This window comes from Gordonia sp. IEGM753 (assembly GCF_050321825.1).
Lineage (GTDB): Bacteria > Pseudomonadota > Gammaproteobacteria > Pseudomonadales > Pseudomonadaceae > Aquipseudomonas.
In genome coordinates this window covers 364489-385725 of sequence record NZ_JBNQGB010000001.1, presented here as the reverse complement: position 1 = coordinate 385725, position 21237 = coordinate 364489, and the positions used below count along the sequence as shown (strand labels likewise).

General features: G+C 56.3%; 20 protein-coding genes. 1 reads left to right on the top strand and 19 read right to left on the bottom strand.

Annotation, left to right across the window (positions count from 1 at the left end; all coding sequences use genetic code 11):
* Window positions 1-290 precede the first annotated feature (290 nt).
* Both ACQR3R_RS01750 and rlmKL read right to left on the bottom strand, forming a co-directional pair.
* Entirely contained in the window at window positions 291-2690 is a 2400-nt protein-coding gene (locus ACQR3R_RS01750; protein WP_428270183.1) for a diguanylate cyclase, read from the bottom strand.
* A gap of 142 nt (window positions 2691-2832) precedes the next feature.
* Window positions 2833-5103, bottom strand: a complete 2271-nt coding sequence (gene rlmKL, locus ACQR3R_RS01745) for a bifunctional 23S rRNA (guanine(2069)-N(7))-methyltransferase RlmK/23S rRNA (guanine(2445)-N(2))-methyltransferase RlmL (protein ID WP_428270182.1) — start codon at window positions 5101-5103, stop codon at window positions 2833-2835.
* A 529-nt stretch (window positions 5104-5632) separates the two neighbouring features.
* Here rlmKL and rmf point away from each other — a divergent pair.
* Window positions 5633-5848, top strand: coding sequence for a ribosome modulation factor (gene rmf, locus ACQR3R_RS01740; RefSeq protein WP_003223300.1), 216 nt, complete (start codon window positions 5633-5635; stop codon window positions 5846-5848).
* A 160-nt stretch (window positions 5849-6008) separates the two neighbouring features.
* Here rmf and ACQR3R_RS01735 read toward each other — a convergent pair whose 3' ends face one another.
* The 17 genes from ACQR3R_RS01735 to sctT form a co-directional block, all read right to left on the bottom strand.
* Window positions 6009-7028 carry a quinone-dependent dihydroorotate dehydrogenase gene (locus ACQR3R_RS01735; protein WP_428270181.1) on the bottom strand — a complete coding sequence of 340 codons (1020 nt, stop codon included), beginning with the start codon at window positions 7026-7028 and terminating at the stop codon, window positions 6009-6011.
* 99 nt (window positions 7029-7127) lie between these two features.
* Window positions 7128-8504 (bottom strand): hypothetical protein, encoded by a 1377-nt coding sequence (locus ACQR3R_RS01730; RefSeq protein ID WP_428270180.1) that lies wholly within the window; start codon window positions 8502-8504, stop codon window positions 7128-7130.
* Window positions 8505-8550: 46 nt separating this feature from the next.
* The gene (locus ACQR3R_RS01725; protein ID WP_428270179.1) at window positions 8551-8988 is read right to left on the bottom strand and encodes a hypothetical protein; all 438 of its coding nucleotides are present in this window, start codon (window positions 8986-8988) and stop codon (window positions 8551-8553) included.
* Window positions 8985-9662 (bottom strand): hypothetical protein, encoded by a 678-nt coding sequence (locus ACQR3R_RS01720; protein WP_428270178.1) that lies wholly within the window; start codon window positions 9660-9662, stop codon window positions 8985-8987. The genes ACQR3R_RS01725 and ACQR3R_RS01720 overlap by 4 nt, the downstream gene beginning before the upstream one ends.
* Complete coding sequence (locus ACQR3R_RS01715; RefSeq protein ID WP_428270177.1) at window positions 9634-10203, bottom strand: hypothetical protein; 570 nt, start codon at window positions 10201-10203, stop codon at window positions 9634-9636. The genes ACQR3R_RS01720 and ACQR3R_RS01715 overlap by 29 nt, the downstream gene beginning before the upstream one ends.
* Window positions 10187-10909, bottom strand: coding sequence for an EscJ/YscJ/HrcJ family type III secretion inner membrane ring protein (locus tag ACQR3R_RS01710; protein ID WP_428270176.1), 723 nt, complete (start codon window positions 10907-10909; stop codon window positions 10187-10189). Before ACQR3R_RS01710 ends, ACQR3R_RS01715 begins: the two co-directional genes overlap by 17 nt.
* Window positions 10906-11214, bottom strand: coding sequence for a type III secretion system inner rod subunit SctI (gene sctI, locus ACQR3R_RS01705; RefSeq protein WP_428270175.1), 309 nt, complete (start codon window positions 11212-11214; stop codon window positions 10906-10908). The genes ACQR3R_RS01710 and sctI overlap by 4 nt, the downstream gene beginning before the upstream one ends.
* 59 nt (window positions 11215-11273) lie before the next feature.
* Window positions 11274-11543 carry a type III secretion system needle filament subunit SctF gene (gene sctF, locus ACQR3R_RS01700; RefSeq protein WP_428270174.1) on the bottom strand — a complete coding sequence of 90 codons (270 nt, stop codon included), beginning with the start codon at window positions 11541-11543 and terminating at the stop codon, window positions 11274-11276.
* Between the two features lie 9 nt (window positions 11544-11552).
* Complete coding sequence (locus ACQR3R_RS01695) at window positions 11553-12722, bottom strand: PrgH/EprH family type III secretion apparatus protein (RefSeq protein ID WP_428270173.1); 1170 nt, start codon at window positions 12720-12722, stop codon at window positions 11553-11555.
* 130 nt (window positions 12723-12852) lie between these two features.
* Window positions 12853-14397: a winged helix-turn-helix domain-containing protein gene (locus tag ACQR3R_RS01690; RefSeq protein WP_428270172.1), complete on the bottom strand. Its 1545-nt coding sequence runs from the start codon at window positions 14395-14397 to the stop codon at window positions 12853-12855.
* A gap of 238 nt (window positions 14398-14635) precedes the next feature.
* Window positions 14636-14902, bottom strand: a complete 267-nt coding sequence (locus tag ACQR3R_RS01685; RefSeq protein WP_428270171.1) for a phosphopantetheine-binding protein — start codon at window positions 14900-14902, stop codon at window positions 14636-14638.
* 115 nt (window positions 14903-15017) lie between these two features.
* Window positions 15018-16022 carry an IpaD/SipD/SspD family type III secretion system needle tip protein gene (locus ACQR3R_RS01680; RefSeq protein WP_428270170.1) on the bottom strand — a complete coding sequence of 335 codons (1005 nt, stop codon included), beginning with the start codon at window positions 16020-16022 and terminating at the stop codon, window positions 15018-15020.
* 19 nt (window positions 16023-16041) lie between these two features.
* Complete coding sequence (locus ACQR3R_RS01675) at window positions 16042-17094, bottom strand: hypothetical protein (RefSeq protein ID WP_428270169.1); 1053 nt, start codon at window positions 17092-17094, stop codon at window positions 16042-16044.
* A gap of 22 nt (window positions 17095-17116) precedes the next feature.
* Window positions 17117-18823, bottom strand: coding sequence for a type III secretion system translocon subunit SseC family protein (sctE, locus tag ACQR3R_RS01670; RefSeq protein ID WP_428270167.1), 1707 nt, complete (start codon window positions 18821-18823; stop codon window positions 17117-17119).
* The gene (gene sicA / locus ACQR3R_RS01665) at window positions 18816-19307 is read right to left on the bottom strand and encodes a type III secretion system translocator chaperone SicA (protein WP_428270166.1); all 492 of its coding nucleotides are present in this window, start codon (window positions 19305-19307) and stop codon (window positions 18816-18818) included. The genes sctE and sicA overlap by 8 nt, the downstream gene beginning before the upstream one ends.
* A gap of 121 nt (window positions 19308-19428) precedes the next feature.
* Window positions 19429-20463 (bottom strand): EscU/YscU/HrcU family type III secretion system export apparatus switch protein, encoded by a 1035-nt coding sequence (locus ACQR3R_RS01660; protein WP_428270164.1) that lies wholly within the window; start codon window positions 20461-20463, stop codon window positions 19429-19431.
* Window positions 20438-21235 (bottom strand): type III secretion system export apparatus subunit SctT, encoded by a 798-nt coding sequence (gene sctT / locus ACQR3R_RS01655; protein WP_428270163.1) that lies wholly within the window; start codon window positions 21233-21235, stop codon window positions 20438-20440. The genes ACQR3R_RS01660 and sctT overlap by 26 nt, the downstream gene beginning before the upstream one ends.
* Window positions 21236-21237 lie beyond the last annotated feature (2 nt).

The window sequence follows — 21237 nt, the reverse complement described above, 5'->3', positions numbered from 1 at the left end:
AGCAGATTAATGTGCGGGCTTGCTCGCGAATGCAATGTGTCAGTCGACATCAACGTTGAATGACACACCTCCTTCGCGAGCAAGCCCGCTCCCACAGTGAGTCGGCGCTGAACGCAATTCCTCTGATCGACAACGAATTAATGTGGGAATGAACCTGCTAGCGATGACCGCAGCACATCCAACATCAATTTGAATGACAGACCGCTATCGCGAGCAGGCTCGCTCCCACAATGGGGCTTGCTACGGCCACAGATTCTATGTGCGACAAAAATCCCCTGTGGGAGTGAGCCTTAAATCATCTCGCCTTCTACACGATCACGACCCGCCTGCTTCGCCGCATAGACACCCGAGTCGGCGCGTAACAGCAGTGCGTCCGCGCCTTCTCCTACCCGCCAACTGGCAATCCCGAAACTGGCGGTCACCACGCCTACGCCATCAATCGGTGAACTGCGCAGCGCCTGCCACAACTGCACCGCCAGCACGTGCGCGTGCTCACCGCTGATGTCCGGGCAGAGCACCATGAATTCCTCGCCCCCCAGACGACAGAACACGTCGGTGCGACGTAAACGATGACCGATGCGCTCACACACAGCCTGCAACACCCTATCGCCCACCGCATGACCGTGCAGATCGTTGATACGTTTGAAGTGGTCGATATCAAGCATGATCACCGACAACTCTCCACCACCGCGCTGCACCCGTGCCATTTCCGTGGTCAGGCGTTCCTGGAAATAGCGGCGATTGTGAATGCCGGTCAGGGAGTCGGTCACCGACAGCGCACGCAGTTCTTCTTCCACGCGCTTGAGGTCGGAGATGTCCGATATATAGCCATGCCAGAGGACGCCGCCCCCGGGCTGTTCCTCGGGAGTCGCTTCACCGCGCACCCAGCGCAGGCCGCGCTGTGGCAGTTGCACCCGGTATTCCTCGCGCCAAGGGCTGAGAGTTAGCGCCGACGCCCGGATCGAGGCACGAACACGCGTGGTGTCCAGTGGGTGAATCCGCGTGAAGATTGCTTCGGCATTCAGCAGCAGTACATCCGGCTCGAGTTCGTAGATTTCACGAATGCCGTCGCTGGCATAAATCACGCTGAAACGCCCGTCGAACTCCATCTGGAACTGATAGATGCCCCCCGGCACATGGGCGCTGAGCTTCTTCAGCAGCAGATCGCGTGCAGCCAAGGCTTCATGGACTCGCTTGCGTTCTGTGATGTCGATACAAATTGCCAGGTGCCCAACCCAAAGACCCTGCTCGTCGAGCACCGGTGTCGCCAGCATATTCACCGTCAGGTGACTGCCATCGGAACGCACCAGCGTCCATTCTCGCGCCTCGTGGCCGCCCTCGTCGCTATCCTCGACCAACATTGCCTGGCACGTTGGAATCGATTTGCCGAAGCGTGCGCTCAACTCCGCCGAACGCATCACCAGCTCTCGGGGCAGGTGCAGGTTCTCCAGGGTCATATGGCCCACCGCTTCTACGCTGGCATAGCCCAACATGTGCTCAGCACCGGCATTAAAAGTGCTGATGACGCCGCGCAAATCCGTGGCAATGATCGCCACTTGGGTCGCGGCATTCAGCACGCCGCGCAGTTGGCCATGGGTCCCGCGCAACTCCTGCTCACGGGCGCGAAGTTCCTCGGTGCGCTGTTCAACCAGTTTCAACGCACGCTGACGCTGGCTGACCAGCACATAAAGCAAAGCGCTGACCAACAGGCTCAACAGTGCACCCAACACCACCAGGCTGCTCACAGAGGAATGATTAGCCTGCACAAAGGCTTCGCTGGGCTGGATGTCGACCTGATAGTCGTGGTCGGCAAGTCGCAGTAACCGGGTAGTCGCCAACTCGTCCGCCGCCGCAACGTTGGGCGACTCGTACAGCACCTCATGCTGGTCATTGGTGGATAAGTCGAGGATGCGCACCGATAGGTAATCATGATCCGCTTCGGGTAAACCGTCCGCCAGCAACTGACGCATGCTGATGACGGCCATCACGTAGCCAAACAGATTTTGGTCAATCGCGCCGTTAGCGTCGCGGAGCACCACCGGGGCTACCAGCAGCACTCCCCGCGCGTAGGTCGGGTCGACATTCACCAGATGCATCGGCTGTGAGACCGCCAGGCCGTCAAGACGATCGGCGCGTTCAAGGGTGGAACGGCGTAGAGGTTGTCCCAGCAGGTCGTAGCCGAACGGCGAACCCAGTGTGCTTTGCGTCTGGCTGTAGACCACTGGCGCGTATTCATCCCGTTCAGGCGCCACTTGCAGTTGGCCATTGGTGCCCAGGTCACGAATGGTGAAGTCAGGCAGCCCCTCCTCACGCATCTTGCGCTCGAAGTCCGCACGCTCGGCACCGCTTATGCGTTGAGCAAAGGAGTAGGCCTGGGTGCGGTGAAGCAAAGGTTGGGTGTAACCGTCGAACTCCTGCCGGGACACAGAATCGGAGTTGGCAAAGAATCGGCGCAGGCCATCGAGGCGCTGCTCCTGGTCTTCAAAACGTTCTTCGATGCGGCTGTAACGTTCACTGGCCAGCAGCTGGAAACGTTGGCGCAATTGATGTTGATACAGGCTTAGCGCGGACCAGGCCAATAACCCCGTAAGAATCCCGCCGACAAGCAATACCAGTAGCCCGACCAGCCAGGCCGAAACATCTTCACTGATAAAGCCCAGAATCTTGGGGCGCACGACGTGCAACGACATAAACGCAACTCAAAATGCCAAGTGCTGAAAAAGCACACTGGCCATGGTTGAGTTATAGCTATTAGCCATCAATTTGACCAGTACTGAAAGGAGCACAGAGCCTTTAAAAATCAAGGCTCTGTGGATCCAGTCAAATCGAGTGTCAACGAGCAGTGATTTTCCAGGCCCGGTGGATCTTGCCGTTACGGGCGAAATCCGGATCGATGGTCTGAGCGGTGATTTCTTCGACGGCGTAACGCTCGGTCAGGTTTTCCTCAAGCTGGAACTTGCGGAAGTTGTTGGAGAAGTACAGCACCCCACCCGGCGCCAGGCGTGCCATGGCCAGGTCGATCAACTGCACCTGGTCACGCTGCACATCAAATATGCCTTCCATACGCTTGGAGTTGGAGAAGGTTGGCGGATCGATAAAGATCATGTCGAACTCGTCCCGACACGCATCCAGCCAGACCATTACGTCGCCCTGCTCCAGGCGATTCTTGTCGGAAAAACCGTTCAGCGACAGGTTGCGACGCGCCCAGTCCAGGTAGGTTTTCGACAGATCGACGCTGGTGGTGCTGCGCGCTCCACCCTTGGCGGCATGCACACTGGCGGTCGCGGTGTAGCAATACAGATTGAGGAAGCGCTTGCCGGCCGCCTCTTTCTGAATACGCATGCGCATCGGCCGGTGATCTAGGAACAGCCCGGTGTCGAGGTAATCCGTGAGGTTCACCAGCAGCTTGACGCCGCCTTCGTTGACCTCGACAAACTTGCCCTGCGCCGCTTGGCGTTCGTATTGCTTGGTGCCGCTCTGACGCTCGCGGCGCTTGACCACGACGCGGTTCTTGTCGATGTTCAAGGCTTGCGGAATGGCGGCCAAAGCATCAAACATCCGTGCCGAGGCTTTTTCCGGATCAATGGATTTCGGCGCTGCGTACTCCTGGACGTGAACCCAGTCGTGGTACAGGTCGATGGCCATCGAATATTCCGGCATGTCGGCGTCATAAACGCGATAGCAATCGATGCCTTCACGCTTGACCCACTTACCCAATGCCTTGAGATTTTTTTGCAGGCGGTTGGCAAACATCTGCCCGCCTTCGCTCAAGCGCGGTTGCTCGATCACCACCGGTGCCGGTTTGATCGGGTTGCCGTTCTTGTTGTATTTCTCGTATTTGCCCGGCGCGACGTCGTTATCGGCCACTTCGACTTCAGCTTGCTCGCGCTCCACCTGACGTTGTTCCGGCGTGCGACGCTCGCCCGTCACGAACTGGTCCGGCGTGACCTTGATCAGCAGCAACTTGCACGGCAGCGCGCCGTTCCAGAACGAATACTGCTTGTGGCTGCGAATACCCATGCGCTTGCCCAGGTCCGGGGCACCGGTAAATACCGCAGCCTCCCAGTTCAGGCAGGCCTGACGCAGGCGTTCGCCAAGGTTCTGGTACAGATACAGCAAGCTTGCTTCGTCGCCCAAGCGCTCGCCGTACGGAGGGTTGCAGATCACCAGGCCTTTCTGGTTCTGGTCCGGGCGTGGTTCGAACGTGCCGACTTCGCCCTGGTAGATCTTGATCCACTCGCTAAGACCTGCACGCTCGACGTTGTTGCGGCCCGGTTGAATCAGGCGCGGATCAGCTTCATAGCCGCGAATCCACAACGGCGGTTTGGCGAGACCGGCGGCAGCACGTTCGGTGGCTTCCTCGTGGAGTTTTTTCCACAACGCCGGCACGTGGCCCAGCCAGGCTGTGAAGCCCCATTGCTCACGACGCAGGTTGGGCGCCATGTCGGCGGCGATCATCGCCGCCTCAACCAGGAACGTACCCACACCGCACATCGGGTCAGCCAGCGCGCCGCCGTCAGCGGCAATCCGAGGCCAGCCAGAACGGATCAGGATGGCTGCTGCCAGGTTTTCTTTCAGCGGCGCCGCGCCTTGCTGCAAGCGGTAACCGCGCTGGTGCAAGCTGTGGCCAGACAAGTCGAGCGACAGAATGGCTTCGCCACGGTCCAGGCGCAGATGAATGCGCAGGTCCGGGTTGAGTTTGTCGATGGACGGACGGTCACCTTGTGGCGTGCGCAACTTGTCGACGATGGCGTCCTTGACCTTCAAGGCGCCAAAGTGAGTGTTGTCGATGCCCGAACCATGGCCGCTGAATTCGACGGCCAGCGTGCCGTCATTGAGCATGTGGTCTTGCCATTCGATATCGAGCACGCCGTGGTACAGGTCTTCGGCATCTTTCATCGGGAAACGCTTCAACACCAGCAGCACCCGGTTCGCCAGACGCGACCACAGGCACAGGCGATAAGCGGTTTCCATGGTCGCCATGCCGCGCACGGCAGAGGTGTGCTCACGCGCCTCTTCAAGGCCAAGCCCGACGGCTTCCTCGATGAGCAGGCCTTCAAGACCTTTAGGGCACGTGAGGAAGATTTCGAATTGATCGGACATTGGAATTTCAGAGCCTTTGGCTAAGTGGACCGGCAACGCATTGCCGGCCCGGTTTTCAATCAGGCGCTTTTCTAAAAGAGCGCCCGCGTGGCACGAAGGTGTGCCGTTCCAACCTTGCTGCTCAGGTAAAGGAGCTTAGATGCAAGGGCAGACAAAAAAGTTGTCGAAACAAAATGTCATAAGTAGACCCTTCGTCGAATAATCCTCAACGCAACACGAGGCATTCTCACTAAAGGATTAAACCCATCATGCAGTGGGGGGCTGATCATACCGGGGTTTGAGCAATAAAAACGTTACAAACACTCTGTTACTTATGGCCTTACCATCTTTATCGTTACGTTCTTATGACAAAACGATCATTCCCTCGATGTGACGCATTGGTTAGAACTCAACACAGGTTGACGCCGCAACGACGTCGACACCTTGGCTCGCGACGCCGGCAGCGAGCCACCAACGGCAGAAGTTTTTTCTGCCAGACCTCGATGAGGTCAACGCGATAAATACAGTCAACAAGTGAGGGCAACACCCTATGAGAAGACTTAAGCGTGATCCGTTGGAAAGAGCATTTTTGCGCGGATATCAATATGGCGTTGGTGGTAAATCCCGTGAGCTTTGCCCATTTACTCTACCGTCGGTACGCCAAGCCTGGATTAACGGCTGGCGAGAAGGACGCGGCGACAACTGGGACGGTATGACCGGCACTGCGGGAATCCACAGACTCAACGAACTTCACGCCGTCGGCTAATTAATGACAGGGCTAGAACATTCCGACACGACAATCTGATGACTGAATGACTTAACCACGCACGCCCCATCCGGGCGGCGGGCTCCGGCCCAGGGGCACCCTCGAGGTGCCCTTTTTTATGCCTGTAAAATACCAATATGCGCTACACAACCCACAGGGTTCAGCGCAGGGCTGCTATGGCGTCGACGGATTCACGGATCAACGCCGGGCCTTTGTAGATGAAGCCCGAGTACAGTTGCACCAAGCTCGCACCCGCAGCGATTTTCTCAGCCGCGTGTTTGCCTTCAGTGATTCCGCCAACGGCAATGATCGGCAAGCGGCCAGCCAATTCTGCAGCCAGGACCTTAACGGTGTGGGTGCTCTTGTCGCGTACCGGCGCGCCGGACAACCCGCCCGCTTCGTCACCGTATTCCATGCCTTCAACGCCGACCCGACTGAGGGTGGTGTTAGTGGCGATGACTGCGTCCATCCCGGTTTCGATCAACGCTTGTGCAACTTGAGTCGTTTCTTCGTCGGTCATGTCCGGTGCGATTTTGATCGCCAGCGGTACATGTTTGCCATGACGCAACGCCAGTTCCGCCCGCCGTGCGGCCAGGTCGGCCAGCAATTGCTTCAGCGAATCACCAAATTGAAGGCTGCGCAGCCCCGGAGTGTTAGGGGAACTGACGTTAACGGTGACATAGCTGGCATGCGCGTAGACCTTGTCCAGGCAGATCAGGTAATCATCGACCGCACGCTCCACCGGCGTATCGAAGTTTTTGCCGATATTGATACCCAGCACGCCCTTGTACTTGGCCGCTGCCACGCGGGCCAGCAGATGATCGACGCCAAGGTTGTTGAACCCCATGCGGTTGATGATCGCTTCGGCTTCCGGCAGTCGGAAAATACGCGGTTTGGGATTACCTGGCTGCGGACGTGGAGTAATGGTGCCGATTTCCACGAAACCGAAACCCAACTGAGCGAAACCGTCGATGGCCGCGCCGTTTTTGTCCAGGCCAGCCGCCAATCCCACTGGATTTGGAAACTGGAGCCCCATCACGGTCACCGGCAGTTTTGCCGCAGCCTTGCACAACAAGCCGTTAAGGCCCAAACGCCCGCCCGCGCTGATCAGGTCCAAGGACAGATCGTGGGAGGTTTCCGGGGAAAGTTTGAACAACAGCTGACGGGCCAGGGTGTACATGGGCGGCTTTGACTCTGGGCTACGAAAAGTGGCGGCGATTATAGCCGGGGCGAAGGGGTTACGGCGAGTAACCGATTGCCCTCCGCCGCCTCCACGGGTCTAGGGAACGTAGGTTTCCTGTAACGCGTAGGTATTGTCAGTGCGCGTGGCGCTGCCGAAGACCAGCGGGAAATAAATGAGCATCAACATCATCGCCAGACAACCGTTCAGGATGTGGCTCTGCTTATCGTCACCGACGTCGGAGTCTTCCAGCCACTGGACCATCGCCCCAACGGCCATAGTGATGGCGTGACTGGCTGAAAGGCGCAGCGCTCCGACGTTAAACATGGCATCAGCCAGTTGAGAACGGCTCGGGATCTGAAATCCGACACGCACTTGCAGGGCCTCTTGCTGCAATGATTCGGGATCCGAAAACACTGAGTCCAACGCCCGTGGCGGTGATATCACCGGCCAACTTTTGAAAAAAATAGACGTGCAATCATCAACGATAATGCCAACGGCACTCAGCGCACCGTTGATCATGTCCGCAAACAGGTCATAACCCAGCCCCAGCGCAGACCGGGCTGCGCCACTTGACGGCATCATCTGCCCCACTTCCGCCAGAATAAACTGCGCCATCCCGTACACGGCTGTCGTTAATCCTGTGGCTCGCGTATTGGCGGGCCCGGCATTATCTGGCAGCGGAAAAAAAGCGTTGGCCAAACCCCTGACCAAGACATAAATCGTCGCTGCAGTCATGACCGGGACCTGGGTTTTTGAAGCGCCGCAAAGGTGCGACATGATGAAGGCGCCCAGGGTGATACTGGCCATGCAGATACGCCCCAGGTTCGACGCTTGATTCGCCATCCCGGCGAGTTCATTACGAATAGCCCCAAACAGAATCAGCGCCGGCCCCGTCATCGCCAAAGCCGCCGCCAACCATTCGCGGGTCGCCTCTGGCGAATCGCCTTCTCGCAGTGCGCGCTCAACGTGGAAAGCAACAATCTGACGCAGCACGATGGCCGACACAACGATTGTCCCTGTGCGTCCGACAATGTTGAGCAGATTGATGCCTACGTCTGCGGCAGGCTCAAGCGCTTCCAGACCCGCCTGCAACACTGAGTGCATTCTACTTTCACGGCTTTGCTCGGGGTCCAGAGAGTGCAACGTGCGGACACGAGCAAACATGGGCACCTCAGGCGGACTCTCCGGTAACAAACCGAGATCTATATAAGTCTCAAACTGCGCCACCGCACTTCGATCTGTCTCACCCAAGTCTGCCAGGTCAATGGTGACGACACGTTCCATACGCGCCATTCCAGCTTCAATTTGCCGCCGCGTCCCCAGGTCCGCCGATCGAAAACCAGGTGAAACTTCAAGCGTTTCAGCCGCAAGCGTCAACTGCGCGCAGCGGTGAGTATCGATAGTTGAAGAATAAGCAGCGTTCGGACTCGTCGGGCGCGAAACTCCCCCCGATACTACAATTGGCAATGCCATCCCGACGTTTCCTCTTTTTTAAAAATCAGGCCCGATTGAATTCACCTCACCACTCACTTTTCTCCCAGGCATCATCTTCCATCGGCGCAAACACATCGCGCATGAAGCTTTTGACGAAGTTGTCCATGCTGAATGCCAGACCGTTGGCACCGCTGACCTCCTTGTAGAGTTGCGATGTTTGCAATTTCTCATCTTGCAAACGAATCAACACTTGAAGCGTTACCGCCAGCAAGGCTTTGGACGTCGGGTAGGCGTGCGTAATGCCATCGGCGCTCAGTTGCGCCTTGATGAACGCATAGATCGCCTTTTCGCCTTGCCCCTCCATCGCCAACAGCTGTTGATAGAGAAGGTCGAATTCGGGGTCTGGACGTTTGGTATCAGGCACCTCCCTGGTTGCCTGCAACAGCCGAGACTCCAGCGTTTCGATGGTCGGCGCGGCGTGGTCCCTACTCACTCGCGAGTTGCTGGCGGCGTCAATATTCATTGTTTGGTCTCAGTCAGAGACACACACAGGTCGCGCAGCTTTTGTACGCATCCCTGATCAAGGGTTGTTGCCGATGCCGGCAGGTTTTTCAGAAGGGCGAGCAGTTTTGGTTCAAGCCTCTGGCGAGTAGCGCCGATATCAAATTCCAGAACCTGGTCGGCAAGTCGCAACAGATAACGCTCTTGCGGTTGGTATTCCAGCACAACAGTGCCGGACCAAAGTGCCTGCAAGCGGTGCTGCAGTTCTGCCCCTTGCGGTTTGCATCGCATCGGAAGCAACACCTGTAACACAGCATCGCCATGAGGCACCTGCTCCGCCAGCCAGCTCTCGAGCATTTCGTCCAGCCATTCGCTGCGGCTCAGCAAACCGCCGAGCAACTGCGCCGCGGCCTGTGTGAGGTCGCAGCGTAAAGCCTGTCCCATTGCCTGCGACTCGCGCAAAGCCGTTGCGAGGTCTTCAGCGGCTCGCAACATGCCTTGGCTATAGCCCTGCTGAACGGCGTTCGCGCGAATCACTTCGGCGTCACGCTGCGCCTGGTCGACGCAATCACGCGTCCAACGCTCGACCTGCTTGCGCAAGGTGCGGCGCTGGCGGGCGGCGATGATGTCTTGGCCGCGTATGCGAGCCTCGCCACACGCAGGCAAGTCAGTCAGGGTTCGGATGGAGTCGAGCATGTTGCACCGCCAGGAAAAAGAGGGCTGGGTCGGGTTCGGTCACTGGCCATTGCCAGTTCAGAGCGATCACACGGGGAGAAAACTGCAGCGAGAGCCGTTCAAGCAATTCGGGTGAAACCTGTTCGGACCAACTCCGCAGCGCGTTGAAGCCTGCGGCATCGATGTGCTGTCGCGACAGCATCGACTGTTCAATCGCCAGGCTGCTGCGAGCACTGAGTGTGTAACTGGCAAAGGACCGCAAGGAACAGGGCAACTGTTGCAGCGCCCCGCCGCATGCCAACTGAGGGAACAATCGCCAAGCGCCCATCAAAGACGCTATGTAGGGCAGATTTCGCCATTGCCGCACCCACAGATCAGTAACGACACTCAAGGGCGCCAACGCTGTGGGCGCTGACAACAGCAGCCCGTCGATCAGCATGCCGTTCAGGACAGACCGGGCATCGGGCCCCTCGAAATCGGCTGGCAAAGGCAAACGCTCAGTGTGCAGATACGCCAGAGGCTCGGTGAGAATGTGCTGTAAACGTTCAGCGGACGATGCCACGAACACCTCCACTCAAATGCCGATAGCCGTAGGCCAGTGCGGCAGCCACCAGCAGCGCCACAAAGCCGAACAATGGCCACATCGCACGTGAACCGCTTTGCGCTGCCAACACTGAAGGAGCCACATGTTGTGTCGGCGAACGCTTGGACAACACCACCGAGATGTTTTCGTACTCAACCGCAGCGAAGCTGTTTTTCAGAAAACGCTTGATGTCGGTGATCAACAACTGCGGCTCGATATCACGCTCATGCACCGCCACGGCCGATAGGTGAATCGGGGCTGCTTTGCGCCCGCCTTCACCGGCATCCAGGTCATAACTGACGTGCACTCGCGCCGACACAACGCCTTCCAGCACACCCAGAGACTGCTCGATTCGTTGCTCCAATGCCGAGAAAAGCCTAGCTTTCTCGGCTCTCGGAGACGCGACCAACGAATCGCTGGGAAACATGTCGGCCACTTGCAACCGGGGCCTTGAGGGCAACGAATAAAGGTTGAGCAGGTCGACGGCCGCCGAGAAGTCGATCTGATTGATTTTTACTGAATAGCCAGTTTTACCTGCGTCTACTTTGGTCGCCGCAATATTGTTGCGCAGCAATACCGAGAGCACCTCATTCGCCTGCTGCTGGTCGAGCCCTTCGAGCAGGCTCGGCTGCCGACAACCCGCCAGCATCAGGCACAGGAAAATGAGTAAAACACTTGCTCTCATGAAGCACGCAACAGGGTTTCGGCAGTCCCCACAGCTTTGCGAACCAGGGTGTTCAGCAGGTTGATGTCTACGTTGTACTGCCCCACTCGCTCCTGCAACATCGTAAGCACTTCAGGGCTGGTAATGTCAGGGCTCTGCAACAGTTGATTGATCGCTGCAACGTCTTGCTCGCTGCTCACCGCCGAACTGGCGAAGGCGTCAATCAGACGACTCTCGAGGGAAACCACCAAACTGTCCTGCGGACCTGTAATTTCAGCAACATTCGTACGCTGGATCAGCGACGCGCCAATGCTTTGAACAGACATGCGATGCACCCATTGAAATAGCCATCGTCGGGCGACAATGGCGAGTCAGGAAAAAACGATCAGCGAGCGGCCTGAATGATCGCCATGTCGATGTCCTTGAAGCCCTTGACCGTGTTGGTCTGCGCGTTTCGGAATACCGTGTAGGACGAGAATGCACTTTGATACGCCGCCAGAAACTTGGGATTCGAAGCATCACCCGCAAGTTTTTCCAGTGCGTCATCCAGTGCTTTCTGCAGGCCAACCGCACCCAATTCGAACGCGGCAGCCTGGCGCCCCAGGAAATCATCGTGGAAGCTAACTGGAAACTCGGGAATACCGGGACCGGACATGAATCACCTCTAGGGTTGTGACGGAAAATGCCAAGACGACGACGTCATCTTGATGTAGCCCTGTGGGCCAACTTGAAAAGACTTGCCCTTGAGCAAATCGTCTTTTAGATCAATCGCGAAGTGCACGTAGCGATCACCCCACTGCTGATAAAACGCATCGACATACTGTCGGGCAGCCGCCAGTTCGGCATCCTGCAGGTTGCCCTCAACGGCAAACGTGACGCTGTCACCGTGCTCGACCCTGGTGAACGCTAACGAAAGGCGTTGCAAGCCCTCTTGAGCCAGGCTGGAAAGCAGCGTGTCGTTTTGCAGCTGCACCACCACGTCGCTGGCGTAAGGCGCCGCTTCCAGCAACTTATCGACCAACCTGGTTTGCGCCTGCGCACTCAGTACGTTGCGTTGAGTGCTGATCACCAGCCTTGGCGTCGAAGGATCCTTCAAATCCAGGGTATGCCAGGCCAGATGCGGATCATGATCAACCAGCAGTTTTTCCAGTCGACGCCGCTCTTGATCGCGCACCAGAACCTTGCCGGGTAGCAGGTTGTTGCGCATCAACACCTGGCGACTCCAACCGGCATCTCGCTCGGAAGAGGCGAACACATAAACCATTGCGTCGCGCCCATGCAGCACTACAACGTCCGCGCTGGCACCGGCGATCAAGGTGCGGATATCCATTTCAGGCGTTGGCTGCGGCAGCGACCCAATGCTGATCGTCGCCACCAGCAAACCCAGCGCAACGCTACCACCGAGCCATTTCACAAGACGTGTTGGACGCCATGACGCAACAGGTTCTGGAGACGATACTGGCGGCTGCAAACCCAGGCTCTGGGGCGTCCACTGTTGGTCATGCGCACGCAAAACAATCTGCAAGGCACCCACACGTTCACACTGTTGAAACGCGCAATGGCGAACCTCTGCCTGCTCGTTGAGCAGGCGCAACGTCGCACCTCCCGTCACGGCTTCGTCCAACAGGACCTCAAAATTACAACCGCCGTGATCCAGTGGAACGAAAATCGCGTCGGCCGGCACACTGACTGCACTAACGGTGCCCAACAGATCGACCGGCGCCACAATGAATAATGTACGAGGTTCATGAAGCGCGAACTCGCAACCTTGCAAAGGGCCATTTAGAAAGCGCAAAACGCAAGGTTGTAGAGGTGGGGCCGACAGGTCCGTCATCGATCTCACTCCTCGATGTGAATAAGCCTCCATACTAAAAACATCATCGCGAATGTTCCTGATCGAATTCTGTCGATACCGCTTGGCAACGATCAGAATCCTGCAAACAATCCGCAGTTCCAGCGTTGACTCATGCCAAGCGCCGTCCGCTGTCCATCAACCTTGTGCCGAAGTGAATTCGATTCGATCCTCGAGACAGCGATCTCCAGAGCGGTGCCACTGCAAATCCATTATTCGGGCTTGTATCGAGCAGCTCAATGGATCGGACCTGAGCCGAGTACAGCCACATCGCATATTGGTTACGGGCGTTTAGCGGGTTGACCCCGAACAGCACGTTCCAGGCCGCCAGGCCTTGCTCGCCCATGGCCGCCTCATGCAAGCCGGCCCGATCGAGTTCACGCAAGGCTGATTGGTGATGCCCAAGGTAGGCCAGCACCACCGCGTGAAAAATGATCAAGAGCGAATGTCCCGATGCACCCTGCTCTAACGTTTTGCGCGCCATCGACACGGCTTCCTGCGGCATGTGAGTCAGCGCAATGCGCACCCGCAAAACCTGAGCACGCACACTGCCCGAGTCGTGCCGCAAACAACGCTCGATGCTCTGTGACGCTTGCTCATTGCGCCGCCAGAACCAATGATGCCAGGCATGGAAGTAGTGAACATCCGCTTGGTCGGCCGCCATCAGACAGCGTCGAAAGAGCGCCTGCGCCGCCGCTTCACAGCCGCGCAAACTGGTCAACAAAGCGAGCCGGGTGAGTGCTGCAAGGTTGCAGGGATCCAAGGACAATGCTTTGGAAATGGCTGAATCAGCCTCTTGGATCGCATACTCTTGATCGCACAATCCGAGCACGGCATGCCCGAGCCAGGCATCCGCTACTCCACACCATGACGGCGCATAACCGCTTGCCTGTTCCAGGCACTGACCGAACTGCACCAATGCGTCGCGCAGACTTTGCGGGGTGTGTCGCTGCAGGCTGCATACCCCTTTCAAATAGGCGACGGCAGCCGAATATGAAGTGCAGCTGCCGCCGATCGGACGCAATCCTGGTAATTGCTGAGCAATCAGACAGGCCAATTGCGCGAGAGACTCATTGTCCTCGCCACCGTCCAGAATTTGCCCATGAAGCAGCGCGTGGTCACGACCTCTGATCAGCTCGACTGACCAGCGCAGTTCCACACCTTCGCCAACCACGCGACCGCTCAAGTAATAATCCGGCGCCAGGCTCTGGACCAACAGCCCGGCATCCACAGGGAGGTTGAAACTGGCCATCAGCCCGGCGGGCACGAACCGCACAGTCTCTCCAAACGCTGCGGTCCATTGACGGATCATCAAGTCCTGCAAGTCCAGCGCCGCTGCTGCTTCCATACCGCGAAAAGGCAGAACAGCCAGCGAAGGAATCGCGACAGCTTTTGCGTCGGGAGAGTCGAGAGTCACCGCCGGACAGGTAAATCGGTAACCGTGGCCATAGACCGTCGCGATGAAGCTCTTGTTTTCCTTTAACAGCTTGCGCAGTGCGTAAATACATCGAGTCAACGATTCTTCGGCGGCATCTGTATTTGGCCACACGCTGTCCAGCAACAGGTCCTTGCTGATCACAGTGCCGGTCGACCCCAGCAGCAGGCGCAATACGTGTAACTCTTTGGGTGGGACGTGTACTCCTTTACCGTCTCGCATCAGCGTTCCATCGCTTTGCAGTAGCCATTGGTCGAAGACAAACGACCTGAATGACGTTTGATCAGTTGCACTGTCCATACTTTGGGCGATCTCTATAGAAAGGTACTGAAACGCAATTGAAACTATGAGTCATCAGGTTCAAAGATGACAAGCAGCCCGACTATAGAAAGTTCGCAAAGACTATTCCGTAGGGTAATAGTCTTCATACCTGTATGAAATGACGATTAAAACTGTAGGACTATTCGCGATAACTGCCGATGGCATCACAGCTCATCACTGACCTGGTGATATCCTCAACGGCCTTCCACTGCGCCACTTCTTCCTGAGGGATCTCCACGTTGAAAGTTTCATTTAGCAACATGACGACTTCAACGAGGCTTATCGAATCAACAAAAAGGTCTTCCACCAAACGTGAATCAGCGGTTATTTTTCCACGCGCTGTTGAAAAATAGCCAACCAATACTTTTACGACGCTCTCCTCAACGTGAGGATGTGCAAAACTCATCGTTAAAACTCCATTTTATTAAACACGCGAAAAATCGGCGCAACTCAGCATCTGACGACACCGTGTTGCGCCTTCTTTAATTCAATGTTTTAACAATCCGAAAATTGCCAGCCAATCAAAAATTCAACATGGCCTTGAGCATGTCCGCATATTGATTAAGGTGTGAAGACAACGTCCTGTTGAAGTTGTCGTGATACGAATTGGCGTTCGAATATTTTTGCGTATAGCTTTGCAGCATATTTTTCAGGCGTTCTTCTTGCGCATTGAACCCGGTTTGCCAGGCCTGGAAAGACGGCGTGCTCCAGGTTACCCAACCGGCACCGCTAGGCAACGAATCCCTCATGGTTATCAGTGGACTGAGGTCCATGACCACGCTGAAACTGCCATCTGAGTTCTGTTTCAAGCAGTTGGCGGGCAAACCCAATGCCAAACGCCACTTGTCTGCCTCCTCCCGTGTTGCGCTGCCCATGCCAGGTGCCGGGAATAAAACCGAGCCCGGATTGGGATGTGAATATTTCTCAATAATACGCTGAAGGGCATACCTGATTTCGGCGGCATTTACTTCGACGTCTTTACCGTCATTCGCGCCCTTAATCCAATCCTTCATTTTTGCAGTGACTTCTGTATTGAAATCATCAAAAAACTCCGAGTAAGCCTTCAGGATATGTTCATACCCTGCCAGGTACCCGTTTTTGATTAGGTCGATCAAGTCGATCAACTTGTCAAAAAAATCATCAGATGCTCTAACCCCGACATCAGAAGCACCTTCAAACGGTACCGGCACTGCACTTTTGAGACCAGCCAACATACCGTCTTGCACGTCGAGCACTTGCTGGCGCAGTTCGTCGTTCAAGGTATGCATGCCGTATTGCATCAAGGCCCCGGATTGCCGCACTTGCTGCGTCCACATCAGGGATCGGGCCTGAAGTGCATCCGGTGGGCTCTTGAGCAAAGTGTCGTAGGTTTTATTCAATACTTTAATCGAGCGCTCAAGTTGTTCAACGAGCGTGAACGCGTGAGGAGTCGCTGCAAGCGAAGGCGCCAGTTCAGTTGATTGCTGGATCAATTTGACGTCCGCTGGCGGCCGACCGTTGGCAAGTGTGAAGTCCGTTACTCTCATTTCATTCCCCTGTTATTGGCTACACACTCATCGCATTGGTACGCGACTGGAACAGCTGCATCACCATGTCCATCAGCTTTTGCAGCAGCGCGGCGTCTGCGGCGTCTTTTTGCCCGACTTCATCACTCAAACTTTTTTGCGTGCTCTGTACGCTCTGCTGCAGCACTTCTTCTTGACGCGCAGCGTGCTCATTCATCCGGACAACGTTGGACACTACCTGGCTCAAACTCATGGACATGGCATTCAGTGCGCGCCCTATTTCAAGCTTCTTTTCGATGCCTTTGTTGCCCATCTGGCTCAGCCAATCCGATGTCTGCCCCACCTTCTGAGCCTTGAGGATTTCGCCGTCAAACCAGGCTTGCTCCTTTGGCGTCAGCGTGGCGCCCTGGGGTTTGAATTCCACGGTTTTCGACCGACCAAAATCATCGAACACTTTGACTTTGTAGGTCGACTCAGGAGTCCACTCATCGCTTGCACGATCGCGCTTCAAGTCCCTTTCGAGCGTATTGGCGTTGAGAGCATTATTCTTGTGCAGGTTGATGTCGTTATGCTTCAGGGCCTGGCCCTGGAAGGTTTTTGCCATGGCAAATCCGGCGATTGCACCGCTGACCGCAGCCGCTGTAATAGCGCTGTACAACGCCGCTTTGCCCGATTCGACAATGGCCGCGCCTTGAGCCTTGGCGGCATCCGCGGCCATGATGCTGAAATGCCCGCGCAACTCGGCATTGGTAATCCGCGAAATGCTCAATGCAATGATCGCCGCCACCAGCACGTTCGCATGCTTTTCCCAAGCGCCCGGATCGAATATCAAATCATTTCGTACTTCATCACTGAGCATGGTCAGTGCGAAAGCAAAGTCTTCCCACTCTGCGTCAATCGGTTGATAGACGTCGATAGCGCTTTTGAGCTCAGCAGGCGAAAGCGGGACGGAGGCAATTTTGTCGAGCACCTGCAACCGACCGATCATGTCGCCGACGGCAGTGTCACCGGGCGCTTTAAGAACCTTTGGGGCTTCGGCTGTGGCTTGGGGGCGGACAAAAGAATGAGACGTCAAAACACCATTAGTGATCATGGAAAATTCCTTGGGCAGGGAGTCAGATGTGGCGGACCATTTGTATGCTTGCGGCATGGCTGCGTTGCATGTCGGCGAATACCTGTTCTATCTGCCGGGTCCGGTCACGCATGGCCTGGCCGTAATCCTCGACGACGCGAGTCAGGTATGACGCGATTTCCTCGCTGACTGCCATGCGTACCCGCACGTCGGCCAAGTGCTCGCTCGCTTGGGCCTGATGATGCCCACTTTTGATTTGCAGGCCGCCCTGCACCGCTACGCCACCAAACTCAGTCAGGGACAGCGCAATTTCAGCATTGGCCGTAAAGCGGGCCAAAGAAACGGGGTCACTGCCGCCCGCCAGAAAATTACGCATCAGCGTCAGTATCTGGGTCACGGATTTGGCGACCATTGAGGCGGTTTCGGTGATTATCTTTGGCAGTAAATCACTGATTGCCGACGCCAGTCTCGACGCAACGGCGCTAATGACAGGACCCAATACCTGAACCCCGATAATCACTGCCAGTGCAATGGCGGCAATGGTGGCAGCAATACCTACGATGATCCCCAGAACGTTGCCGACGTCCTCTCCGAACAGGTTGGAAAACAGACTGCTAAACGCCTTGATGGCTTCCTGCATCACCGTCATCACCGGTTTCATCAGCTCTCCCATGATTGAAAATCCGGTGGCTTCCTTGACGGCATAATCGGTGATCATCACCGCCAGGCCTATCACGCCGGCAGCCACCCCAACGCCGGAAACGATCAGGGCGACGCTTACCAAAACGCCCACAACCATGCCGATGCAGCCCATCGTCTTCTGCAATGCCTCGGCTTTGCGCACTTCCTCCAGATATTTCTCCGCCTCAAGCTGCATGTGCTGCTGAAGTTTCGCCTGCAACTCCAGGTATAGATCCTGATTCAGCTCTTCTTTGTTCTGCGCCGCATCACCGAGCAATTCGATGATCTTCATCCGGTGCAACAGAGCCTGCGCGCTGCTACTGAGCGCCTTCTCTGCAGGCTGCTTGACGGATGAATCGGAAAGGCCTGCGTTTTGCACTCTATCGATCACGATCGACAAGGCTTTCGCGGCGACATTGGCAACCTCGACTAGCTTCAGCAGAAGATCGGTGGCTTGCTTGAACATCAGCGTGTGCCCAGCCAACTCACCCTTGAGTTGATCGCGAATAGCCAGCTCGCTTGCATACTCGGGCGACTCTGGGTCGAGTTCCGCCAGACGGCTTTCGCTGGCGCCCAGCAGCCCTTGAAAGTGCTGGACCCGGTCACGTAGTTTTTCGAGCTGTTGGTGGCTGATATCCACGGCCTCCTCACCCGCCGCCAACGCATCGACCGCCGCCTGGTAATCAGCGCCAAGCTTTTCATGTCCGGACTGCTTTGCACTGGCCATGGCTTGCAAAACGGCCAGACGATTTTTCAGCTTGTTATGGTCAACTTCACCCAGCAACTCAATCATCATTGCCATTAGCAGCGTGAACAAATCACCGTCGGTTTCCTGCTTGTTGCCATCAGCACGTGGCGGCGGCGCATGCAACTGTGGGCGGCCTGCGAACGTCGTCGACGGGCTCTTTTCAGCGGTGTAATTCACCGCCATCAAACCTGCCAGCGCGTCTTGGCCGGCCTTCTGGAAATCCACGGTTCGGGCCGCCTGGGCAGCCGCTTTGCCATACATTTCGAAGGCCTGCGCCCGGCCCTGAAAACCGCTGTGTACGGGACTTTTGATTTCAGTCATGGTCATTACTCCGGACACTACTGTCCATCTGTTCCAACGTGTCGAGATACACTTGGGCTTGCGAGCGCAGACCCTCTTCAATGGCCTGCTCGGTGACGTACTTGAAACACAACCGAGCCTTATCAAGCTTACCCAGCGCCAGCTGACACTGGCCGGTGTAGAACATCGGTCGGTAGTCGTTGCTGCCTTGGGCAAAAGCGATGGCGTACAGATCGATTGCCTTCTGATGGTTCTGCTTGAGCTGGTGCACCGCCGCGAGCCCCATCCAGTAATGGCTGTTGTAAAAGTCATAGATGCACAAGAAGTGAAAAAACTTCTCGGCATCGTCCAGCCGACCTTCTTCGTAAAACTGAAAAGCAAAGGCATACAAGCCGTCCATATGCTCGTCACTCAGGCCTTGCACATCCTTTAACGGCGCACCTGCAAGTACCGCATCCACCATCTGCTGCGCCACTTCTTCAACGTGTTGATTGTTGCGACTCATCAGCCACACTCCTGAAAAAACGTCAGACGTGCTGACGAATGTATTGAGCCAAAGCGAAAGCGAGAGCGCTGCCAAATTGCGCTCACGCCAACGTTCAGAGAAAAGGAATCGACAGTGGGTGTCAGGCTTGCTCGACCTGCTCAAGCCAGATCAACAGACGCAATACATCTTCAACTTCCTGCACTTGCAAAAAGCTGTAGCGTTGATGGGTTTTGAAAATTCGCCGCGCCAGCGCGATGTCATTGATGACCGGCACGCCGACTTCCAAGGCGTAGGCCCGCACAGCAAGCGCTCGTTGGTTGGTTTCCATCAGCGAGATAAACGGCAGTACGATGATTTCCGGGCGGAAATACACACCGATCGCAATGTGGGTCGGGTTGGCAATGATCATGCGCGAGCTGCGCACGTCGGATTTGACCTGTTCTGACAGCAACTCCATGTGCAAATCACGCCGACGGCTCTTGATCTCCGGGTTACCGTCCTGCTCCTTGTGTTCGCGCTTGACCGAATGTTTGTCCATCATCTGGTCTTTCATGAACAGCCAATACTCGCAAACCGCATCAAGTATCACGATCAACAGCGCGCACCCCAAAAACGCCAACAGCAACACCAACAGCAAATGTCCCCAGATCGCGAACAGGTCCGGTGCCTGGGCAAACAGCTGTGCGAACAACAATTGCCGCTGCGTCAACCAGACCACCCACAGCGCCATGGCGAAACTGGCGAGGTACAACAGCGCTTTCACCGTGTCCTTTATCGTGCGCAGGCTGAACAGCTTTTTGAAGCCATTGATCGGGTTCAATGCGCCAAAATTCAGCTTCAAGGCTTCACTTGCAATCGCAAAACCGCTTTGCAATAACGCAGGCAACGCACTGGTCAATACGCACACCAACAGCAGTGGCAACAACGCCTTGATGGCGACAATCACCAAGGTGGCCGAGTACTTTTGCAGGTCGGCGTCGAAGTCACTGGCGATGATCCGCCGATAGGTTTCCATCAGTTCGAGCAGCGAACTGTTGAGCACCATGTAGCTGATGCCGCACATCGTCAGGCACGTGATGACCAGGTCTTTGGCCTTGAATGTCTGCCCCTTTCGCGAAGCATCGCGCAGACGTTTGGCCGTAGGTTTTTCAGTCTTCGAAGCGCTGGACGACATCACCGACCTCCGCGTCCATGTATAGCTCAAGACCTTGGGATTTAGTGCTCATGCGCAGCACTTCATCAGGCAGGTGCACGCCGAAATAGAGCATCAGCACAATGATTGCGACCAGGCTCTTGACCGTCAGCGACATCGAGAAGGCGTTCATCTGCGGTGCATAGCGCGAGAGCAATCCAAGTAACGCCTCGCTGATCAGCAGTGTCGCCACCACCGGCGAGCTGATCACCAGTGTTTTGCTGACCAGTGCGTCCAACAGATTCAAGATCGGTTGCAACTGAAACTCACAGTTGCCCGGCGCGCACACCTGATAACTGTGGCCGACAGTCTCGAGCATCAACAGCATGCCGCCGCCTTCAAGGTAAACGGCAGCGGCAAACAACTGCAGGAAATTCGCCAGCTCCGAGGTGTCTGAACCGTTGGCCGGGTCAACCGTACTGCTGAGCATTGCGCCGCGCTGATTATCAATCAGGTTACCCATCGCGTGCAGCACCCAGAACGGCCAGCACAAGAGACAGCCCAGCAGTGTCCCGATTGCGACCTCGCGCATCAGCAGCCCAAAAAATGCCAGCCCGTCGAGCGCTGGCAACGGCTCGCCCACGTAGACCCAGAACCCCAGCGCCACCAGCACAATGACGGCCTGACGCGGCGGCCCTGTGAGCACGCCGCTGTTGAGAAACGGCAGCATGAAAAATATCGGTGCCAGCCGCGCAAACCCCAGGATGGCAGCTGCGAATAGCGCATAAAGTTCAAAAAACCATGAGGCGGCCATCG